Origin of the sequence: Amycolatopsis sp. NBC_00438 (genome assembly GCF_036026695.1) — a bacterium.
Taxonomy (GTDB): domain Bacteria; phylum Actinomycetota; class Actinomycetes; order Mycobacteriales; family Pseudonocardiaceae; genus Amycolatopsis.
The window spans coordinates 7,811,103-7,828,412 of sequence record NZ_CP107923.1 but is presented as its reverse complement, the minus strand read 5'-3'; the positions used below and the strand labels follow the sequence as shown (position 1 = coordinate 7,828,412).

The window sequence follows — 17,310 nt, the reverse complement described above, 5'->3', positions numbered from 1 at the left end:
GACAGACGGAAGGGGCCGTCCCGAACTCGGGACGGCCCCTTTGTCATGCCTCAGCCCAGGTTGCTGGCGCCGAAGGTGTCGCAGCGGGCCGGGTCGCCGGTCTGGAAGCCGGTGGTGAACCACTTCTTGCGCTGCGCGGACGTGCCGTGGGTGAACTGCGAGCTGTCCACCTGGCCGCCGCCGAGCTTGGTCTGGATGTAGTCGTCGCCGATCCGGGACGCCGTGTCCAGCGCGGACGCGATGTCGTCCTGGGTGATGTCGAGGATCAGCGGCTTGCCGGTGTCGGTCGGCGTCGTCGTCGCGTGGTTGCCCCAGACGCCGGCGTAGCAGTCGGCCTGCAGTTCGAGCCGGACCGAGCCCGACGTCGGGCCGGTGCCGGTGCCCTTCTTCGACGTGCCGAGCAGGTTCTGCACGTGGTGGCCGTACTCGTGGGCGAGCACGTACGCCTCGGTGAACTGGCCGCCCTGCGCGCCGAAGCGCGTCTTCAGCTCGTTGAAGAAACTCAGGTCGATGTAGACCTCGGAGTCGGCCGGGCAGTAGAACGGCCCGGTGTCCGAGCTGGCGCTGCCGCACCCGGTGCGGACGCCGCCGTTGAAGAAGTTCGTCGGCGCCTTCCGGTAGGTCGAGCCGGAGCGCGCGAACTGCTGCGCCCAGTAGTCCTGGACGGAGTTGACGATCGCGACGATGGCGCAGTCGTGGTTCTTGTTCGCGTCCGCGCCCGTCTTGCAGGTGTTCGCGAGCTGGGAGTTGTCGACCTGCTGCCCGGAGCCGACGCTGCCGAGCCCGCCGCCGCTGCCCAGGTTCACCGCCCCCGGGCTGATCCCGCCGAGCTGCGAGATCACGAAGTAGATGATCAGCCCGACCACGCCGAGCCCACCACCACCGAGCGCCACGCGGCCGCCGATCCCGCCGCCCCCACCACCGCTGCCGCGCATGTCCTGGACTTCGGAAGCGTCCAGGCCCGCGTCGTCGTCGAATCTCACGCGGGAGATCGTAGCCGGACAAGGGCCTGGGCGCGGCGTTCGCGGCCGCGCCCAGGACTTGTACCGAGGTTTGTCGTTGTAGAGCGGCTGGCCGCGAGCGGACCGGCGTTCAGGCGCTGTCGTCACGGTTGCTGAGACCGTGACCTGACACAGGCCCGATCGACGCCGAGTGCGTGAACGCAGGGAAGTCCGCACGGAGCTGTTCGCAGTGAGGCTGGTTCGCCTCGGTCACGACCGACCCGGTAGGTGTCCGTTCCGGTCGCGGGGACGCAGCTGGCGGTCAACCGCGAGAGTCACCCGTCACGCAACCACCTGACCTCTCTGGCGGAGAGCCGGGCCGGCACGTCGTCGTTGTCGTGCCCATACCCTGGTCAACGTCCGCCGACAAGCAGAATGCGCCTTTTCCGGCCGAGTCTCAACCTTTTCGTAACCCCACCTTCGGGCGATGTTGCGACGGTATTTTTACCGGCAGACAACTCGGACTCGGACCGCGCGGTCCCTTGATCAACGTTCTACGCTGCCTTATGACCGAGGAGCGGCCTGTGCGGTGGTTGGACGAAGCCGAGTCTGATGCGTGGCGCTCCTACATCGTCGCGACGTTGCGGCTGCGGCAGCGGCTGCACCGCGAGCTGGCCGACCGGCACGACGTCTCACTGACCGACTACGAGGTGCTCGTCTGCCTGGAGATGCAGCCGGCGCACCGGATGCGGATGACGGAGCTGGCGACCCTGATGGGCTCGACGAAGAGCCGGCTCTCGCACCAGGTCGGCCGTCTCGAGGACGCGGGTGTGGTCCGGCGGGTCCGCGACCCGGAGGACAAGCGCGGCGTCATCACGGAGCTGACCGAAGACGGCGTGCGGTTGCTGGAGTCCGCGGCCCCGACCCACGTCGAGGGCGTGCGCGAGCACCTGATCGACCTGCTGAGCCCGGAAGAACAGGCGACGATCGCCTCGGCCTTCGGGCGGGTGCTGGATCACCTGACCGAGGTGGAGAGCTGACGCGGTTTCGCGTCAGCCGCGCACCCGGTCTGCTTGCGGTAGCGGTGGGATTCGAACCCACGGAGAGGTTTCCCCCTCGCATGTTTTCAAGACATGATCCTTCGGCCGCTCGGACACGCTACCTCTGGTCACGAGGGTAGCTGACCGGCTTTCGGCGTCGGCGAGTCAGCTCCAGGTGAGCGTCAGTGCCGTGCCTTGGGCTCGGCCCGCTTCCGCGGCCGGCGTGCGGGTCGACGGGTCCAGCGGGTTCTGGCCGATCGCCGCGACCGAAGCCTCGTCCGGGCTGATCACCGCGATCTCCGCGCCCGCCTTTCGCAAGTCCTCCAGCACGGTGAGCAGCGCTTTCTCGCCGGGCAACGGCGATTCCAGGCCCAGCGGCGCGACCACCGTGACGCGCGTGGCGCCCGACGCGTAGTCCGCGTTCTCGCCGGAGCGGACGCCGCCGTCGATGTAGCGGCGGCCGTCGATCGTGGTCGGGGGCCAGATGCCCGGGACCGCGCAGCTGGCCGCCACCGCGTCGACCAGGCTGACGCCCGACGTGCGGTCGAACTGCCGCGGCTCGCCCGTTTCCGCGTCGACCGCGACCAGGACGATGCGCTGCTCCGGCCAGTCGTGGGACGGCAGGCGGGCGGCGATCACCGCGCGGCGGTCCGCTTCGGACACCGTTTCGGCGCTCAGTGCCAGCTCACCGACCCGCTGCCGCACCTCGGCGGGCGAGCCGGCGTCCTCGAACGCGGCGCCGAAGTCCGCGACGAACTTCTCCATGTCGATCTCGGCCGGGATCTCCGGGGTCTGCCGCGCCGGGTCGGCCTGGCGCGCGAAGAGGTCCGCCAGCGCCACGCCGCTGGTGACCTGCGCGGCGACCGTCGCGCCCGCCGACGTGCCGACGATCAGGTCCGCGCCGGTGAGGTCCTGCCCGTGACCCGCCAGCCCGGCCAGCAACCCTGTGGTCCACGCGATCCCGGCGACCCCGCCGCCACCCAGCACCAACGCCTGTCCGCTCATGCCCGCACCCTAACGGCCCCCACCGACAGTTTTCGGCAACGGAGCCGCGAAATCAGGGCTGGCGCAGCTGCTTCGCGGCGATCCGGGCGCGCACCTCGGGGCGGCGCAGCGGCGGCACGGTCGCCGGCGGCTGACGGCGTTCGGGCAGCTGCTCCAGCAGTCTCGTGGTGATCTCGGTGATCTGCGCGACGGCCGCTTCGAACGGCTCGCGCGTGGCGTCCGACAGGGACTGCACGCCGGTCACCTTGCGGACGTACTGGCGCGCCGCGGCCTCGATCTCCTCGTCCGTCGCGGACGGCTGCAGTCCCCGGAGGGTGGTGATGTTTCGGCACATGCCGACCAGGGTACGACTCCGCGGAGGTCCGGATCACACGGTCGGGTTGGCTGTCGCCGACGTCGTTGACGCTGCCGCCCGCGCTTGGGCAATGTCGGGGTAGTGCCCCTCAGACCGCGTCCCTTCCGTTCCGCCCGCCCCGAACCCGCCGTCCTCGAAGCCGGCGTCGACAAGAGGCAAGAAACCCCGATCCCGGAACAGGCCTGGCCCCGCGTGCGGGCCGACGAGCTGGTCACCCTCGTGGCACACGTCTTCGCCGCCCACGGCTTCCCGGAAGCGCGGGCCCGCATCGCCGCCGAAGCGCTCTGCCACGGCGACCTGACCGGCTCGCCCGGCACCGGCGTCGCCGAGCTGACCCGGACCCACCTGCCGTTGGTGAAGAACGGCCACGTCGTGCCGCACGCCGAGCCGTTGATGATCGCCGATCGCGGGGCGGCCGCGCTGCTCGACTACCGGCGCGCGCCCGGCCTCTGGGCCGTCGGCGACGCGATGGACCGCGCGGTGACGCGGGCCGGCCGCTTCGGCGTCGGGCTCGTCTCGCTGCGCGGGGTCGGGCCGTTCGGCCGGGCCGGGCACCACGCCGCGCGGGCGCTGCCGCACGCGATGATCGGGCTGGTGCTGGCGGCCGGCGGTGAGCCCGGCCAGCCGATGAACCCGCTGGGCATGGCCGCGCCGGGTGGCGCGTACCCCGAGTTCGTCTTCGACATGGACCACCCGGGGCAGGAGGCCGCGGCCGGGTTCACGCTGCTCGTCGAGGTCCTCGCCGGGGTGCTCTCCGGCGTCGCCGACCACGAGCACGACACCGGCCTGCTGGTGATGGCCATCGCGCCGACGACGCTGCGCAGCGCCGACGGCTTCTACCGCGCGGCGAGCGCCCTGTTCGGCAGCATGCTCGGCTGGGAGGGCGGCGCCCCGATCCGCTACCCCGGCTGGCGCGAGGCCCAGCACCTCGAGCAGTGCCGCGCGCTGGGCGTCCCGCTGGCCGGCCCGGTGCGGCGCGAGCTGGACGGCCTCGCCGCGTCGCTCGGGCTGCCGCCGCTGACCAACGTGGGCTGAGGCCCGGGTCAGCGGACCAGGATGACCTTGCCGCGGTCGGGGCCGACGGCCACGACGTCGCCGTCGGTCAGCTGGCGGCCGCGGCGGGTCTCCACCTCGCCGTTGACCGTGACCTCCTCGGCGTCGATCAGGTCCTTCGCGTGGGAGCCGTCCTCCGCGAGGCCGGCGAGCTTGAGGAACTGGCCGAGCCGGATCGGCTCGCCGGTGATGGGTACGTCGACGGGGTCGGTCATACGCGCATCATGCCGGGTCAGGCGCGGGCGGCCGTCTGCCGGTAGAGACCTTGGACGTCCGTGTCGAAGTAGCTCGAGTACGACGTGTCGGGATCGTCGCCGCCGAACTCGAAACCGCCGATGACGCCGATGACCGTGCCCAGCCGGGTTTTCGGGTCCTCGCCGACCACCCACGGGCCGCCGCTGGTGCCGGTCGGGAAGCCCGCGCAGTCCACCTTGAGCTGGAAGGTGTCCTGGCGGCTGGTCGTGTTCCGGCAGACGGCCGGGGTCTCGGAGTCGTCCGGGTAGCCGGTCAGGGTGATCGCCTGCTCGAACGCGCTGCCGGTGGCGAGGGTGTTCGCGCCGACCAGGCTTTCGAGGGTCTTCGTGGTGCCCGCCTGGTGCGCGGTGGCGAAACCGACGTCGAGGTCCGGGTCCGACGACTCGGTCCAGCCGGGCGCGACGAGCTCGTCGGACACCGTCCAGTAGCCGAACGGCGCGAGGCCGTCGTGGTAGCCGGGCGCGAAGGTGACGCCGGGGACGTAGTCGCCACCCTCGCCGTCGTGGATGCAGTGGGCGGCGGTCAGCAGCACGTCACCCTGCTGGCTGTGGACGACGCTCGCGGTGCAGTAGTGCGCGCCGTCGACGAACAGCGCGCCGACGGCCGGGCTGGACACGGCGGGCAGGTCGATGGCCGACGCCGGTGTCGCGTCGGCCGGAGGTGTCGTCGCGTCCGCGGACCCGGGTCGCCGGACGACGCCGACCACGACGAAGGCCGCGCCGAGCAGCAGGATCGCGGCGAGGGACAGCAGGACGGCGGGCCGCCGCACGTGCATCGCCTCCTCGTCCGCTCGCCCCTCGGTCGTCCGGATCACCTTAGGACGTCACTCCGACACTTTCAGCACACCCACAGCAACCTCACAGCCGCTAGTATCCGTAACTCGGGAGTAACACCTAATGGGCGGGAGGGCCGATGAAGCGGTTCGCGGGCAAGGTCGTGGTGATCACCGGAGCGGGGTCGGGGATCGGGCGGGCGACGGCGCTGGAGTTCGCGCGGCGGGGCGCGCGGGTGGCCGTCTCCGACGTCGACACCGCGAACGCGGAGGCGACGGCGAAGCTGGCCGGCGAGAACGCGCGGGCCTACCGCCTCGACGTCGCCGACCGGGCCGCGGTGCTCGCGCACGCCGAGGAGGTCGTGAGTGACTTCGGGGGTGTGAACGTCATCGTGAACAACGCCGGTGTCGCGCTCGGCGCCACTGTCGAGGAGATGGCGTTCGAGGACTACGACTGGCTGATGGGCGTCAACCTCGGCGGCGTCGTGAATGGCACGAAGGCGTTCCTGCCGCACCTGATCGCCTCCGGCGAGGGGCACGTGGTGAACATTTCCAGCGTGTTCGGCTTCGTCGGCGTGCCGACGCAGAGCGCGTACAACGCGGCGAAGTTCGCGGTCCGCGGATTCACCGAAGCGCTGCGCGAAGAAATGCTGATCGCGAAGCGCCCGGTCGCCGTCAGCTGCGTGCACCCCGGTGGGATCAAAACCAACATCGTGCGCAACGCGCGAGGCGGCGACGGCGACCAGGAGAAGGCCGCGGTGGGCTTCGACCGGATCGCGCAGACCACGCCGGAGAAGGCCGCTTCGACGATTCTGCGCGGGATCGAACGGAAGTCCGCGAGGATCCTCATCGGACCGGACGCCTACGTGATCGACGCCATCCCGCGCGTCCTCGGCTCCGCCTACCAGCGGCCGCTCGCCGTCCTCGCGCGACTCGGCCTGAAACAGATGGGAAGCTGAAACTCTTTTCGCTATTGCGCCTTTCGGGCGAACACCCTGGTCCGGGAACACGGACCTGCGCCACTCTGGATCGCCGTTCGCGGCCTGGTCGGCTCCGGAACGCGTCACTCAATGGAGTTGCGTTTCTGACAAGGCCGTCCGAAATGGTCCAGAATGCGTGGGGTCCGTGAGCCCCGTACCGGAGGTCCCCGATGCCGCGCACCGCACCGAGCGTTGCGACCCGTCCGTCCAGCGACCGCGCCGCGGTGGAACTGCTGGATCGCACCGGCATCGTCGCGGCCAGCCTGCCCCGGCGCCGCCGCACCGACGACGAGCTGCCCGAGCTCGCCGAGCCGATCTACACCCGGCCGCCGGTGTGTGATCAGGACCTGCGCCCGAAGTCCGTGGTGATCCGCCGCCGCGCCCGCACGTGGCTGGGCAGCGGCGCCGCGGTGCTGCTCGTCGCGGCCGGCTGGGTCGCCGGCGGGGTGCTGAGCGGCGGGCTGTTCGCGCCGTCACCGGCGGACGACGTCGCCCAGGTCGACCCGCGGCCCGCCGTCGCGGCCGTTCCGGCGCCGCAACCCCAGCCCCAGCCGCCGGCGCCGGTCGTCACGCCGCCGCCGTCGACCGTCTACGTGCCGGTGCCCGCGTCGAAGCCGGCGTCGAAACAGGTTCAGGTGCAGGCGAAAGCCCAGCCGAAGAAGCGTTCGGCCGATGACACGGACGTGCCACGCGTCGACCTGCCGTCGGCGACGACCCCGCCGTCGTCCACGAACCCGGTCCAGTCCTGGATGAACGCGGCGGAAAGCATGATGCAGCAGTACCAGTACCGCTCGGAGACCACCGGCGGGCGCTGAATCAGGCGTCGGACCAGCGGTATTCGTGCTCCGGGCGGCCGGTGGCGCCGTAACGCAGCCGCATCTGGACCGTGCCCGACTCCGCCAGCGCCGTCAGGTACCGCTGCGCCGTCGCGCGCGCCATGCCGAGCTCACCGGCGACTTCCGCGGCCGACAACGGACGTCCGGCGCGCCGCAGCTGCTCCGAGACCAGCCGTGACGTCGCCGTCGACTGGCCCTTCGGCGCGGACGTCCGGTCCTGGTCGTGCAGCACCCGGTACGCACGGTCGACGTCGTCCTGGGCCATCGTGCGCCCGTCGGCGAGCAGACCGCGGAACCGCGCGTACGACGTCAGCCGCTCGGCCAGCTGCCGCGTGGTGAACGGCTTGATCAGGTAGTTCAGCGCGCCGGCCCGGATCGCCGCGGCCACCGACGCGCTGTCGGTCGCCGCGGACAGCACGATCGTGTCGGTCTGCAGGTCCGGCAGCACGGCGAGGCCGGACTCGTCGGGCAGGTAGACGTCGAGCAGGACCAGGTCCGGCGTCAGCTCGCGCACCCGGGCCCGCGCCTCGGCCGCGGTGTGCGCGGTGCCGACCACCGCGAAGCCCGCGACCTCCTCGACGAACCCGGCGTGCACGCCGGCGACCCGGAAGTCGTCGTCCACGATCAGCGTGCGGATCATCCGTCCTCCGTCAGCATTCCGGGCAGTTTGGCGACGAACAGCGCGCCGGTCTCGCCTTCGCCCGCGTTGGCCAGCCAGACGTCGCCGCCGCGGGCGCGCGCGGCCTGGCGGGCCAGCGCCAGCCCGAGGCCGTGCCCGGGCGCGATCTTCGTCGAGACGCCTTCGTCGAACAGCGTCCGCCGCAGGTCGGCCGGCACGCCGGGCCCACTGTCCACAACGGACACGTGCAGCGTGGCGCCGTCGGTCAGCAGCCCGATCTCGACGGTCGCCGGCCGCCGCGGCCCCATCCGCGCGGCGTGCAGCGCGTTGTCCACGAGGTTGCCGATCACGGTGTTCGCGGCGATCGGGTCGGTCACCGCCGCCGGCACCCAGGTGTCGTCGGCGAGCGTGAGCGTGAGGCCCTTTTCCTGCGCCTGCTCGGTTTTCGCGACCAGCAGCGCCTGCAGGTACGGGTCGGCGACGGCGTCACCCAGCTCGGTCGGGTGCGTGGACGGCGAGTCCGTGAGCGTCTGCAGGTACTCGACGGCTTCGGTGTGGTGGCCGAGCTGGAGCAGCCCGTAGAGCGTGTGCAGCCGGTTCGCGAACTCGTGGCGTTGCGCGCGCAGGCCGTCGGAGAGGGCGCGGATGCCGTCGAGCTCCCGGGTGAGCGTGTCGAGGTCGGTGCGGTCGCGGAAGGTCAGCACGGTGCCGATCGGCCGGTCGTCCAGCCGCACCGCGCGGGAGTTGATCACCAGGACGCGGTTCCCGGCCACGGCCAGCAGGTTGTCCACCGGCCGGCCCTCACCGACGGCCTTGTGCAGCCGCGGCGACAGCTCCAGCTCGGCCAGCGCGGCGCCGATCGGGAGCTGCGTGCCGAGCAGTCGCTCGGCTTCGTCGTTGCGGACGGAGACGCGGTTCGCGTCGTCGACGGCCAGCACGCCTTCGCCGATCCCGTGCAGCACGGCTTCGCGTTCGTAGAGCAATTCGGTGAGTTCGTGCGGCTCGAGGCCGTGGGTGACGCGCCGCAGGCGCCGGTTGAGCAGCGCGGACGCGCCCGCGCCGAGCAGCAGCGCGCCGCCGGCGAACAGCAGCGTGATGACGAGCAGCCGGTTGAAGTCGCCGGTCGGGTCGCCGACCTCGAAGCCGACGCTCACCTCGCCGACCACGCGCCGCCCCTGCCAGATCGGCGTCTTGCTGCGCACGGACAGCCCGAGCGTGCCGCTCTGCACCGCGCTGATCTCGTCCTGCCCGGCCAGCGCCAGCTCCGGGGACGTGCTCACCCGCTGGCCGATCAGGCTCGTCGTCGGGTGGGCGAGCCGGATGCCCTGGTCGTCGGTGATCACCACGAACAGCGCGTCGTTGACCTCGGTCACCGCCAGGACGCGGTCCTCGAGCGGGCCGCCGGGGAGCTTCGCGGCCGCGTTCGCGACGACCACCGGGTCGGCGGCCACGGACTTCGCGATGGCCAGCGCGCGGCGGCCGTACTGGTCGGTGAGGGTGCGGCTCAGCAGGACGCTGACCAGCGCGACGCCCAGCCCGACCACGAGGACGACCACGCCGATCTGCAGCAGCAGTACCTGCCTGCTGAACCGCATCCGCGGGAAGAGCGCCCACTTTGGCATGGCTGGGAACATACCCCCAGCTCACGGGGGTGCGCTAAATGAGCAAAACATGCATAACGCGCAGCTCGCACGCAGAACGTCGACAAGCTTCACCTCGGCGACTCGCGTACTTAACGTTCCTTCCAACGTGACAGGCACCACCCGGTTTTGGGGGGTCCGCGGGGGCGAAGCCCCCCGGGCCGGGGTGTGGGGGTTGCACCCCCACACCGACACTGCGACGAAGGAGTCACCTCCCCATGGTTCCCCCACTGATCGAACTCACCGGAGCCACCAAACGGTTCCCCAGCGGGTCCGGTTCCGTGCACACGGCCGTCCGCGACCTGACCATGACCGTCCAGCCCGGCGAGTTCGTCGCCGTCGTCGGCCCCACCGGCTGCGGCAAGTCGACGACGCTTTCGCTGGTGTCCGGGCTCCAGCCGCCGTCCGCCGGGCGGGTGCAGGTGAACGGCACCGACGTGAAGTCCATTCCGGACGGTGTCGGCTACATGTTCCAGACCGACGCCGTGATGCCGTGGCGCTCGGTGCTGGACAACGTCGCGTCCGGGCCGCGTTTCCGGGGCGTGCCTAAGGCCGAGGCCCGCGCGCAGGCCGTCGACTGGATCGCCCGGGTCGGGCTCGCCGGGTTCGAGAAGTACTACCCGCACCAGCTTTCCGGCGGCATGCGCAAGCGCGTCGCGCTGGCCCAGACGCTCGTCACCAAGCCCAAGATCCTGCTGATGGACGAGCCGTTCTCGGCGCTGGACGTGCAGACCCGCGCGCTCATGCAGGACGAGCTGCTGCGGCTGTGGTCCGGTTCCGGCGCCGCGGTGATCTTCGTGACGCACGACCTCGACGAGGCGATCGCGCTGTCGGACAAGGTCGTCGTGCTGACGTCCTCGCCGGCCACCGTCAAGGACGTCTTCGAGATTCCCCTGGAGCGGCCGCGGAAGGTCGAGGACCTGCGCCTCACCGAGGACTTCCGCAAGCTCTACGCCGACATCTGGGAATCGCTGCGCAGCGAGGTCGACAAGGCCCGCGAGAAGGGAGCGACCAGTGTCGCTTGAGACTCCGGCGGCCCCGTCCGCCGCTCCGCTGCCGGTTCTGGAGACCGAGCAGGACATCATGGCCCGCGCGAAGCAGGCGTCCTCACGCCGCAAGCGCAACATCTGGCTGCTGCGGCTGGCGATCGTGGTCGTCTGGCTGGGCAGCTGGGAGCTGACCGCGACGTACTGGATCGACCCGTTCTTCTACTCGAAGCCGTCGAACATCTGGCAGCGGCTGGTCGAGTGGTTCAGCACGGGGACCGACTTCGGTTCGATCTGGTACAACATCTTCACCACCGTCGAGGAAGCCGTGCTGGGCTTCGTCATCGGCGCGATCGCCGGGGTCGTGCTCGGTGTCATCCTGGGCCGCAGTGAGTACTTCGCGCAGGTGCTCGCGCCGTTCATCAAGGCCGCCAACGCCCTGCCCCGCATCGTGCTCGCGGCGCTGTTCGTGATCTGGTTCGGCCTCGGGCTGTCGTCGAAGGTCGCGACCGTCGTCGTCCTGGTGTTCTTCGCGGTGTTCTTCAACGCCTTCACCGGCGCTCGTGAAGTGGACCGCAACCTGATCGACAACGCCCGCATCCTGGGTGCGACCCGCGGCCAGGTGCTGAAGTCGATCGTGCTGCCGAGCGCGACGTCCTGGATCCTGTCCTCGCTGCACGTCGCTTTCGGGTTCGCGCTGATCGGCGCGGTCGTCGGCGAGTACACCGGCGCCAAGGCCGGCATGGGCTTCCTGATCAGCAACGCGCAGGGCACGTTCGACACCGCCGGGGTGTACGCCGGGATGCTGATCATCACCGTCGTCGCGCTGCTGGCCGAATGGGGCATCGGCACCCTGGAAGGCCGCCTGCTGCGCTGGCGGCCGAACGTCAGCTCCGCGGCGCAGGGGATCTGACATGCGTCTCAAGAGGACACTCGCGATCACGGCCGCGCTGGCCGTCACCGTCGGCGGGGTCACCGCGTGCCGCGACTCGCGCTCGATCGACTTCGGCGACGGCGGGCAGCCGCACATCAAGATCATGGTCGGTGGCCTGTCCAAGGTGATCTACCTGCCGGCTCAGCTCGCGCAGCAGCTCGGCGAGTACAAGAAGCAGGGCATCGACGTCGAACTGTTCGACCAGCCGTCCGGCGCCAACGCGGAGACGTCGCTGCTGGCCGGCGAGGTGCAGGGGGTGGTCGGGTTCTACGACCACACGATCGACCTGCAGGCCAAGGGGCAGTGCATGCAGAGCGTGGTGCAGTTCGCCAACGTGCCGGGCGAGGCGGAGATGGTCGCCGCGGCCAAGGCGGGCGAGATCAAGTCCGGCAAGGACTTCAAGGGACGCACCCTCGGCGTGACGTCGCTCGGCTCGTCGACGGACTTCCTGACCAAGGCCCTCGCGCAGCGCGGCGGCGTCAGCTCGAAGGACTACACGCCGTACAAGGCGGGCGCCGGGCAGACGTTCATCACCGCGCTGAACCAGGGCACGATCGACGCCGGGATGACGACCGACCCGACGATCGCGCAGCTCACGAACACGGGCCAGGCCAAGGTGCTTTACGACATGCGCACGATCGAAGGCACCAAAGCCGCTTTGGGCGGTTTGTACCCGGCGAGCTCGTTGTACATGAGCTGCACCATTGTCGAGCGTTATCCCGACGTCGTGCAGAAACTCGCCAACGCGTACGTCGCGTCGCTGAATTGGCTTTCGAAGCACTCGCCGGAAGAGGTGGCGTCGATCATGCCGCCGTCGTTCGCCGGCGGGGACAAGGCGCTCTACGTGAAGTCGCTCGAGGACAGCCTGCCGATGTTCACCGCGGACGGCCGGATGGACCCGGCGGGCGCGCAGAACGTGCTGAAGGTGCTGGGTGATTCGTCCAGCAACGTCAAGCCGAAGAAGGACAAGATCGACCTGTCGAAGACGTACACGACGAAGTTCGTCGACGCGGCACGCGCACAGGCGGTCCAGTGACCCCGCTCACCTGACCGGGCGGTTGGTGAGCAGCATGGACCCGTGAAGGCCTCTTCCCCCGCGGAGGCCTTCACGGGTCTTTTCGTCCATTCGGGAGCAAATACGGCAAATATCGTGATTCGTTCCCGGAATGTGAAGACCCTTCGAAAGTAGCTACCTTCCGGTTGTCGCGGATTCAACACTGGTCACACGGTTTCCCGGGTCCCCACCCTGTGAATGGAGTCTCCGTCATGACCAGATTCGTTTCTTCGCGTGCTGTCCGCGTGCTCACCGTGGCCGCCGCCGCGGCCGCCGGCCTGGCGATGGCCGGCCCGGCCCACGCCGCCGTCGAGTACGGCTCGCACTTCCATGGCCACCAGTTCGCCGGGGGCAACTGGGGTGGCTACGTCAGCTTCGGCAGCTTCACCACGGCCACGGCGAGCTGGACCGAACCGACGGTGACCTGCCGCTCCAGCAACGACCTGTTCGCTCCCTGGGTCGGCATCGACGGCGACGGATCGTCCACTGTGGAACAGACCGGCGTCGAGACGGACTGCTCCAGCGGCCGCCCGGTGTATTCGGCCTGGTACGAGATGTACCCGGCCGCGCCCGTGTACTACAACGTGTCGGTCGGCGCGGGTGACAAGATCACCGCGACCGTGACGCGGACCGCGACCAACACCTACAAGCTGGACCTCACCGACTCCACCAAGGGCTGGACCAAGACCACGACGAAGTCGCTGACCTCGAAGCACGCGTCGGCGGAGGCGATCATCGAGTCGCCGACCGACTCCTACCCGACGATCTCCGGCGGCATCAAGTTCACCGGCGTCAAGTTCAACGGCACGAACCTGGCCTCGACCAGCCCGTCCGGCCTGAGCGCCGACGACCGCGGCACGAACACCTGGACCCCGGGCGCGATCGGCTCGGACGGCCAGAGCTTCACCATCTCGCGCCACTGACCCCTCGTGAGTGTTTAGTCGGGTTAGAACCCGACTAAACACTCACGACCGGTGGTGTCACTTCAGGTTGTTGATCGCCCAGGCGACCACCATCAGGGCCAGCACCAGCGAGATCACGGCCTGCAGCATCATCGTCATCTTCGCCCAGATCCGCAGCGGCAGGACGTCGGTCGGGCTGAACGCCGCCGCGTTGGTGAACGAGAAGTACAGGTAGTCCAAATAGGACGGTTCCCAGTCCTGCTTCGCCAGGTCCGGGTCGGCCATCTGCGGGAACTGCAGGTCCGGGAACACGTGGCGGCCCAGCGCCCGCCGACCCGGGCCGCCGCGGTCGAACTCCCAGTACCAGAGGGAGAACGCCACGATGTTCGTCCAGTAGACGATGCCGCCGCTGAGCAGGACCGCGCCCGCCGGGGCGGTGAGCGTCGCGGTGGCGATCCCGTAGACCAGCAGTACCGCCGACCCGCCGTTGACCAGTGTCACCGCGGCCACCACGAGCAGCGAGATCACCCGCTCGACCGCGCTGAAGTGGTCCATCTTGCCGGGGTTGACCAGCAGCAGCGCGCCCACCAGCAGGGCGGACATCGACGGCAGCAGCCACCACGGCCGCACCGCCACCTCGCCGGGCAGGGCCAGCTGCAGGGCGAGCGTGGCCACGACGACGCCCATCGCCGGCCAGCGCGTCTCACCGGCGGTCCGGCGACGCCACGCGGGAAGTGCCTCTTCTGTCACCCGGGTCACGGTACGTCCGCGGCGATCAGCCCGCAGGCGCCGTCGTGACGTCGGCCGGCATCTTGTGCGCGACGTCGGTCCGGGACCGCGCGCCGAGCTTTCGCAGCACCTTCGCGACGTGCTGCTCGACCGTGCGCGGCGAGAGGAACAGCCCGTCCGCGATCTCCCGGTTCGTCCGGCCTTCGGCGAGCATCCGCGCGACTTCGCGTTCCCGCGGGGACAGTTCGCTGCCGTAACCACGACGGCCACGCTGCGAGGGCGCCCACGCGCCGTGCTCGCGCAGCTGGTGGCGGCAGCGGCCGGCGTCGCGGGTGGCGCCGAGCTGCTCGTAGGCCTCGGCCGCGGCGCTCAGCTCGTCGACGGCGTCGCGGTTGCCCGCGGCCAGGCGGCACATCGCGGCCCGCTCCCGCATGGCCGTCGCCGGGTAGGGCATCGGCAACGCCCCATAACCCGACGCCGCTTCGTCGAACAGGGTCGCCGCGGCCAGGTGCTTGCCGCGCGCTTCGAGCAGCACGGCCCGGCCGGCCACCAGCGCGGCCGTCGCCACCGGCGCGTCCCGGCCTTCGATGCCCCGCGCGAACGCCTCGACCACGTTGTCGGCCTCGGGCCAGCGCCCGGCTCGCGCGTACGCCTGGGCCGCCGCCGGGACCAGCGCGGCCGCCCAGATCCAGACGCCCTTGCGCCCGGCCGCGGCCACCGCCGTGTCGGCCACCGCGCACGCGCCGTCGACGTCGTCGGTCGCGAGCCGGACGCTGATCAGCACGCCGGCGGCGGACAGCACCACCGGGATCGGGCCCCGGTCCGGCGCGTGCACGCTCGCCGCGCTCAGGTGCCGTTCCGCGGCCGCGAACTCCCCGCGGACGGCGGCCAGCCCGCCCAGCACCAGCGACGACTCCATGACGATCGGGCCGAGCTCCGGGTAGCTGCCGCGCAGCTGCTCGGCGGTTTCGGCGAGCCCGCTCCACTGCCCGCGCACCCAGTCCAGCCGCACGCGGGTGCCCTGGATCAGCCCGATCGCGTACAGCGCGCCCGCGTCGGTCGCGCGCCGGACGCCTTCGGTGACCAGCCGCTGCGCCCGGTCGAGGTAGCCGGCCCACGCCTGCCCGTCGGCGAGGTTGCACCACAGCCGGGCGAGCTGGACGCGCTCGGCGACCGTGCCGACGGTGTCCGACAGCGCTTCGAACTCCGCCCACGCCGACGGGTCGCCGACGTGCGACGCGGCCGCGATCCGGTCGGCGGTCAGCGCCAGCCGCAGCTCGGGGTCGTCGAGCCGGTCGTACACCTCACCCGCGCGGGCGCGCCAGAGCTCGTGCCAGGACAACGGCGTCAGCCCGTCGATCGGCTGGGCGAGCAGGGTGATCCCGCGCGCGGCGAGGTCGGGCCGGTCGACCAGCTCGCCGACCGCGCGCTCGACCTCCAGCCGGCCGCGGCCGAGCTGCCCGATGGTGCGGACCAGCAGCATGCCGAGGCTCAGCCGGATGGAGCCGCGCACCGACGGCGGCAGCGTCACCTCTTCGAGGACGTGCTCCAGCGTGCCGAGGACGTCCGGGCGGAACCCGCGCAGCGCGACCTGGCTCAGCTTGCCCGCCACCCGCCCGACGTCGGACTGCGCCGGGCCGGGTTCGGCGAGCACCGACTGCAGGAGGTCGATCGCGCGGGACGTCTCGCCGCGGGCGATCGCCTCGTCGGCCGCGGCCTCGGCGTAGTGGCGCCACTGGTCGACGCGTCCCGCCGCGCGGGAGTGCCGCGCCAGCGGCGTGAGCGGCGGCACCGGCTGCGCGGCGAGCACGCGGATCGCCTGCGCGTGCAGCAGCGCGCGCTCGGGTCCGCTCACCGTGTCGTAGACGGCCTTGCGCGCCAACGGGTGCCGGAAGCCGTACTTGCTGTCGCCGACCTCGCCGACCTCGCCGAGCACCCCGGCGGACAGCGTGGCGAGCAACGCCGCGCGCAGCTCGTCGCCGGCCAGCCCGGCCAGCTCGCCCAGGACGCCGGCTTCGGCGCCGACCCCGAGCACCGCGGCCGCGCCGGCCAGCCGCACCGCCGGCGCGGGCAGCCCGGAAAGCCGTTCGGTGACGGCTTCCCGCAGCAGCACCGGCACTTCGAGGTTCTCCAGCAACCGGTCGGAGAGGACCTCGCCGACCGGCAGCCGGTCGGCCGCGTCCCGCAGGGCTCGCAGGGTTTCCTCGACGACGAACGGGATCCCGGCCGTGCACTCGTGCAGCTTCGCGGCGAATTCGTCGGTGACGCGCGGAAGGCCGAGGAGCTCGGCGGCGAGCGCGCGCACCGCGGGGACGTCGAGCGCGCCCAGGGTGACCCGCGCGGAGTGCACGGCCGGCCCGGTCCGCAGCGGCGCGCCCGGCCGCACGTCGGGCTCGATCCGGGAGGCGGCGACCACGGCCAGCTCCGGCGGCATCGACCCGGCGAGGAACCGCAGCAGGTCGATGGTGCCCTCGTCGGCCCACTGCAGGTCGTCGAGCAGCACGAGCGCGGGCCCGCACGCGGTCAGCAGCTCCCGCACCGCGCGGAACACGCGGTGGCGTTCGGCGACCGGGTCGGCCAGTGGTTCGGGCCGCGGGGGAAGCGCTTCCGCGAGTTCGGGCAGCAGCGGCCGCAGCACGCCGGCGACCGGGCTGAGCGGGCCGAGCGGCGCGTCGCCCGCGGATCGCAGCGCCTCCAGGATCGGGCCGTAGGGAAAGGGTTCGCGCAGTGGCTGGCAGGCGCCGACGAGGACGCGGCCGCCGTCGAACTCCGGGCGCCGGGCGATCTCGGCGAGCAGCCGGGTGCGGCCCATCCCGGGCTCGCCCTCGATCAACACGGCGGCCGGGCGCTGCCGGAGGACGTCGACGATCGTGTCGAGCTCGGGGTCGCGGCCGGTCAGCCGCGCCGGTCCGGACCGGACGGAGACGGAGGTGGGGCGGGGCGCGGTCAACCACATGTGACCTCCTCGACGCACACCGGGGGCTGTGCGCGGGAGCCTAAGCAGCGCCCAACCCGTCCGTAAACCTTTCACCGAATAGGTGGCCGACACCGCACACGCACGTCCGCCTACCGGCTGTCACCGGGTTGCCGGTGGAATCGCCGCTCCCGGGCCGCCGCGCGAGCGAAACGTCGGCGTCTCTCGCATTCGGGCGTCGCTTAACGCGGTCGCGTTATCACGCCGGCTACCGAAAGTAGTGCGCGGAAACCCT

The 17,310-nt window shown here is 71.3% G+C and carries 17 protein-coding genes and 1 tRNA gene; 8 read left to right on the top strand and 10 right to left on the bottom strand.

The window, feature by feature from the left end; genetic code table 11:
- Positions 1-50: 50 nt before the first annotated feature.
- Complete coding sequence (gene ypfJ / locus OG494_RS35630; protein WP_328446266.1) at positions 51-983, bottom strand: KPN_02809 family neutral zinc metallopeptidase; 933 nt, start codon at positions 981-983, stop codon at positions 51-53.
- Between the two features lie 524 nt (positions 984-1,507).
- On the opposite strand from ypfJ, the gene OG494_RS35625 reads away from it, so the two are divergent.
- Complete coding sequence (locus OG494_RS35625; protein ID WP_328446264.1) at positions 1,508-1,981, top strand: MarR family winged helix-turn-helix transcriptional regulator; 474 nt, start codon at positions 1,508-1,510, stop codon at positions 1,979-1,981.
- A gap of 36 nt (positions 1,982-2,017) precedes the next feature.
- On the opposite strand, the gene OG494_RS35620 is transcribed toward OG494_RS35625, so the two are convergent.
- The 3 genes from OG494_RS35620 to OG494_RS35610 all read right to left on the bottom strand — a co-directional run bounded on the left by OG494_RS35620 (position 2,018) and on the right by OG494_RS35610 (position 3,320).
- Positions 2,018-2,104 (bottom strand) — tRNA-Ser (locus tag OG494_RS35620).
- A 42-nt stretch (positions 2,105-2,146) separates the two neighbouring features.
- Positions 2,147-2,986 carry a patatin-like phospholipase family protein gene (locus OG494_RS35615; RefSeq protein WP_328446262.1) on the bottom strand — a complete coding sequence of 280 codons (840 nt, stop codon included), beginning with the start codon at positions 2,984-2,986 and terminating at the stop codon, positions 2,147-2,149.
- A 52-nt stretch (positions 2,987-3,038) separates the two neighbouring features.
- Positions 3,039-3,320 (bottom strand): DUF2277 domain-containing protein, encoded by a 282-nt coding sequence (locus OG494_RS35610; protein ID WP_328446260.1) that lies wholly within the window; start codon positions 3,318-3,320, stop codon positions 3,039-3,041.
- Between the two features lie 102 nt (positions 3,321-3,422).
- On the opposite strand from OG494_RS35610, the gene OG494_RS35605 reads away from it, so the two are divergent.
- Positions 3,423-4,376, top strand: coding sequence for an Ldh family oxidoreductase (locus tag OG494_RS35605; RefSeq protein WP_328446258.1), 954 nt, complete (start codon positions 3,423-3,425; stop codon positions 4,374-4,376).
- Between the two features lie 8 nt (positions 4,377-4,384).
- On the opposite strand, the gene OG494_RS35600 is transcribed toward OG494_RS35605, so the two are convergent.
- Both OG494_RS35600 and OG494_RS35595 read right to left on the bottom strand, forming a co-directional pair.
- On the bottom strand, positions 4,385-4,609 hold the full coding sequence (locus OG494_RS35600) for an RNA-binding S4 domain-containing protein (RefSeq protein ID WP_328446256.1): 225 nt from the start codon (positions 4,607-4,609) through the stop codon (positions 4,385-4,387).
- Between the two features lie 17 nt (positions 4,610-4,626).
- Complete coding sequence (locus OG494_RS35595) at positions 4,627-5,424, bottom strand: trypsin-like serine peptidase (protein ID WP_328459121.1); 798 nt, start codon at positions 5,422-5,424, stop codon at positions 4,627-4,629.
- Positions 5,425-5,561: 137 nt separating this feature from the next.
- Here OG494_RS35595 and OG494_RS35590 point away from each other — a divergent pair, with 137 nt between their 5' ends.
- A complete protein-coding gene (locus OG494_RS35590; protein WP_328446254.1) occupies positions 5,562-6,380 on the top strand; it encodes an SDR family oxidoreductase in 819 nt (272 codons plus the stop codon).
- A 245-nt stretch (positions 6,381-6,625) separates the two neighbouring features.
- Positions 6,626-7,216 carry a hypothetical protein gene (locus OG494_RS35585; protein ID WP_328446252.1) on the top strand — a complete coding sequence of 197 codons (591 nt, stop codon included), beginning with the start codon at positions 6,626-6,628 and terminating at the stop codon, positions 7,214-7,216.
- A 1-nt stretch (position 7,217) separates the two neighbouring features.
- On the opposite strand, the gene OG494_RS35580 is transcribed toward OG494_RS35585, so the two are convergent.
- Entirely contained in the window at positions 7,218-7,877 is a 660-nt protein-coding gene (locus OG494_RS35580; protein ID WP_328446250.1) for a response regulator, read from the bottom strand.
- Positions 7,874-9,451, bottom strand: a complete 1,578-nt coding sequence (locus OG494_RS35575; RefSeq protein WP_328459120.1) for a sensor histidine kinase — start codon at positions 9,449-9,451, stop codon at positions 7,874-7,876. The genes OG494_RS35580 and OG494_RS35575 overlap by 4 nt, the downstream gene beginning before the upstream one ends.
- Positions 9,452-9,714: 263 nt before the next feature.
- Here OG494_RS35575 and OG494_RS35570 point away from each other — a divergent pair, with 263 nt between their 5' ends.
- From OG494_RS35570 to OG494_RS35555, 4 genes are all read left to right on the top strand, one after another.
- Positions 9,715-10,521 carry an ABC transporter ATP-binding protein gene (locus OG494_RS35570; protein ID WP_328446248.1) on the top strand — a complete coding sequence of 269 codons (807 nt, stop codon included), beginning with the start codon at positions 9,715-9,717 and terminating at the stop codon, positions 10,519-10,521.
- A complete protein-coding gene (locus OG494_RS35565; protein ID WP_328446247.1) occupies positions 10,511-11,395 on the top strand; it encodes an ABC transporter permease in 885 nt (294 codons plus the stop codon). Before OG494_RS35570 ends, OG494_RS35565 begins: the two co-directional genes overlap by 11 nt.
- A gap of 1 nt (position 11,396) precedes the next feature.
- On the top strand, positions 11,397-12,452 hold the full coding sequence (locus OG494_RS35560; protein WP_328446246.1) for an ABC transporter substrate-binding protein: 1,056 nt from the start codon (positions 11,397-11,399) through the stop codon (positions 12,450-12,452).
- A 230-nt stretch (positions 12,453-12,682) separates the two neighbouring features.
- The gene (locus OG494_RS35555) at positions 12,683-13,393 is read left to right on the top strand and encodes a G1 family glutamic endopeptidase (protein WP_328446244.1); all 711 of its coding nucleotides are present in this window, start codon (positions 12,683-12,685) and stop codon (positions 13,391-13,393) included.
- Between the two features lie 57 nt (positions 13,394-13,450).
- On the opposite strand, the gene OG494_RS35550 is transcribed toward OG494_RS35555, so the two are convergent.
- Together OG494_RS35550 and OG494_RS35545 are read right to left on the bottom strand one after the other, a co-directional pair.
- A complete protein-coding gene (locus OG494_RS35550; protein WP_328459119.1) occupies positions 13,451-14,059 on the bottom strand; it encodes a hypothetical protein in 609 nt (202 codons plus the stop codon).
- Between the two features lie 88 nt (positions 14,060-14,147).
- A complete protein-coding gene (locus OG494_RS35545) occupies positions 14,148-17,057 on the bottom strand; it encodes an ATP-binding protein (RefSeq protein ID WP_328446242.1) in 2,910 nt (969 codons plus the stop codon).
- Between the last annotated feature and the right edge of the window lie 253 nt (positions 17,058-17,310).

What these genes read in the sequence shown, in the direction of transcription:
- OG494_RS35625 (WP_328446264.1), top strand. Translation starts at nt 1,508, where the DNA reads ATGACCGAGGAGCGGCCTGTGCGGTGGTTGGACGAAGCCGAGTCTGAT.
- OG494_RS35615 (WP_328446262.1), bottom strand. Translation starts at nt 2,986, where the DNA reads ATGAGCGGACAGGCGTTGGTGCTGGGTGGCGGCGGGGTCGCCGGGATC.
- OG494_RS35610 (WP_328446260.1), bottom strand. Translation starts at nt 3,320, where the DNA reads ATGTGCCGAAACATCACCACCCTCCGGGGACTGCAGCCGTCCGCGACG.
- OG494_RS35600 (WP_328446256.1), bottom strand. Translation starts at nt 4,609, where the DNA reads ATGACCGACCCCGTCGACGTACCCATCACCGGCGAGCCGATCCGGCTC.
- OG494_RS35595 (WP_328459121.1), bottom strand. Translation starts at nt 5,424, where the DNA reads ATGCACGTGCGGCGGCCCGCCGTCCTGCTGTCCCTCGCCGCGATCCTG.
- OG494_RS35590 (WP_328446254.1), top strand. Translation starts at nt 5,562, where the DNA reads ATGAAGCGGTTCGCGGGCAAGGTCGTGGTGATCACCGGAGCGGGGTCG.
- OG494_RS35580 (WP_328446250.1), bottom strand. Translation starts at nt 7,877, where the DNA reads ATGATCCGCACGCTGATCGTGGACGACGACTTCCGGGTCGCCGGCGTG.
- OG494_RS35575 (WP_328459120.1), bottom strand. Translation starts at nt 9,451, where the DNA reads ATGCGGTTCAGCAGGCAGGTACTGCTGCTGCAGATCGGCGTGGTCGTC.
- OG494_RS35570 (WP_328446248.1), top strand. Translation starts at nt 9,715, where the DNA reads ATGGTTCCCCCACTGATCGAACTCACCGGAGCCACCAAACGGTTCCCC.
- OG494_RS35560 (WP_328446246.1), top strand. Translation starts at nt 11,397, where the DNA reads ATGCGTCTCAAGAGGACACTCGCGATCACGGCCGCGCTGGCCGTCACC.
- OG494_RS35555 (WP_328446244.1), top strand. Translation starts at nt 12,683, where the DNA reads ATGACCAGATTCGTTTCTTCGCGTGCTGTCCGCGTGCTCACCGTGGCC.
- OG494_RS35550 (WP_328459119.1), bottom strand. Translation starts at nt 14,059, where the DNA reads ATGGGCGTCGTCGTGGCCACGCTCGCCCTGCAGCTGGCCCTGCCCGGC.
- OG494_RS35545 (WP_328446242.1), bottom strand. Translation starts at nt 17,057, where the DNA reads ATGTGGTTGACCGCGCCCCGCCCCACCTCCGTCTCCGTCCGGTCCGGA.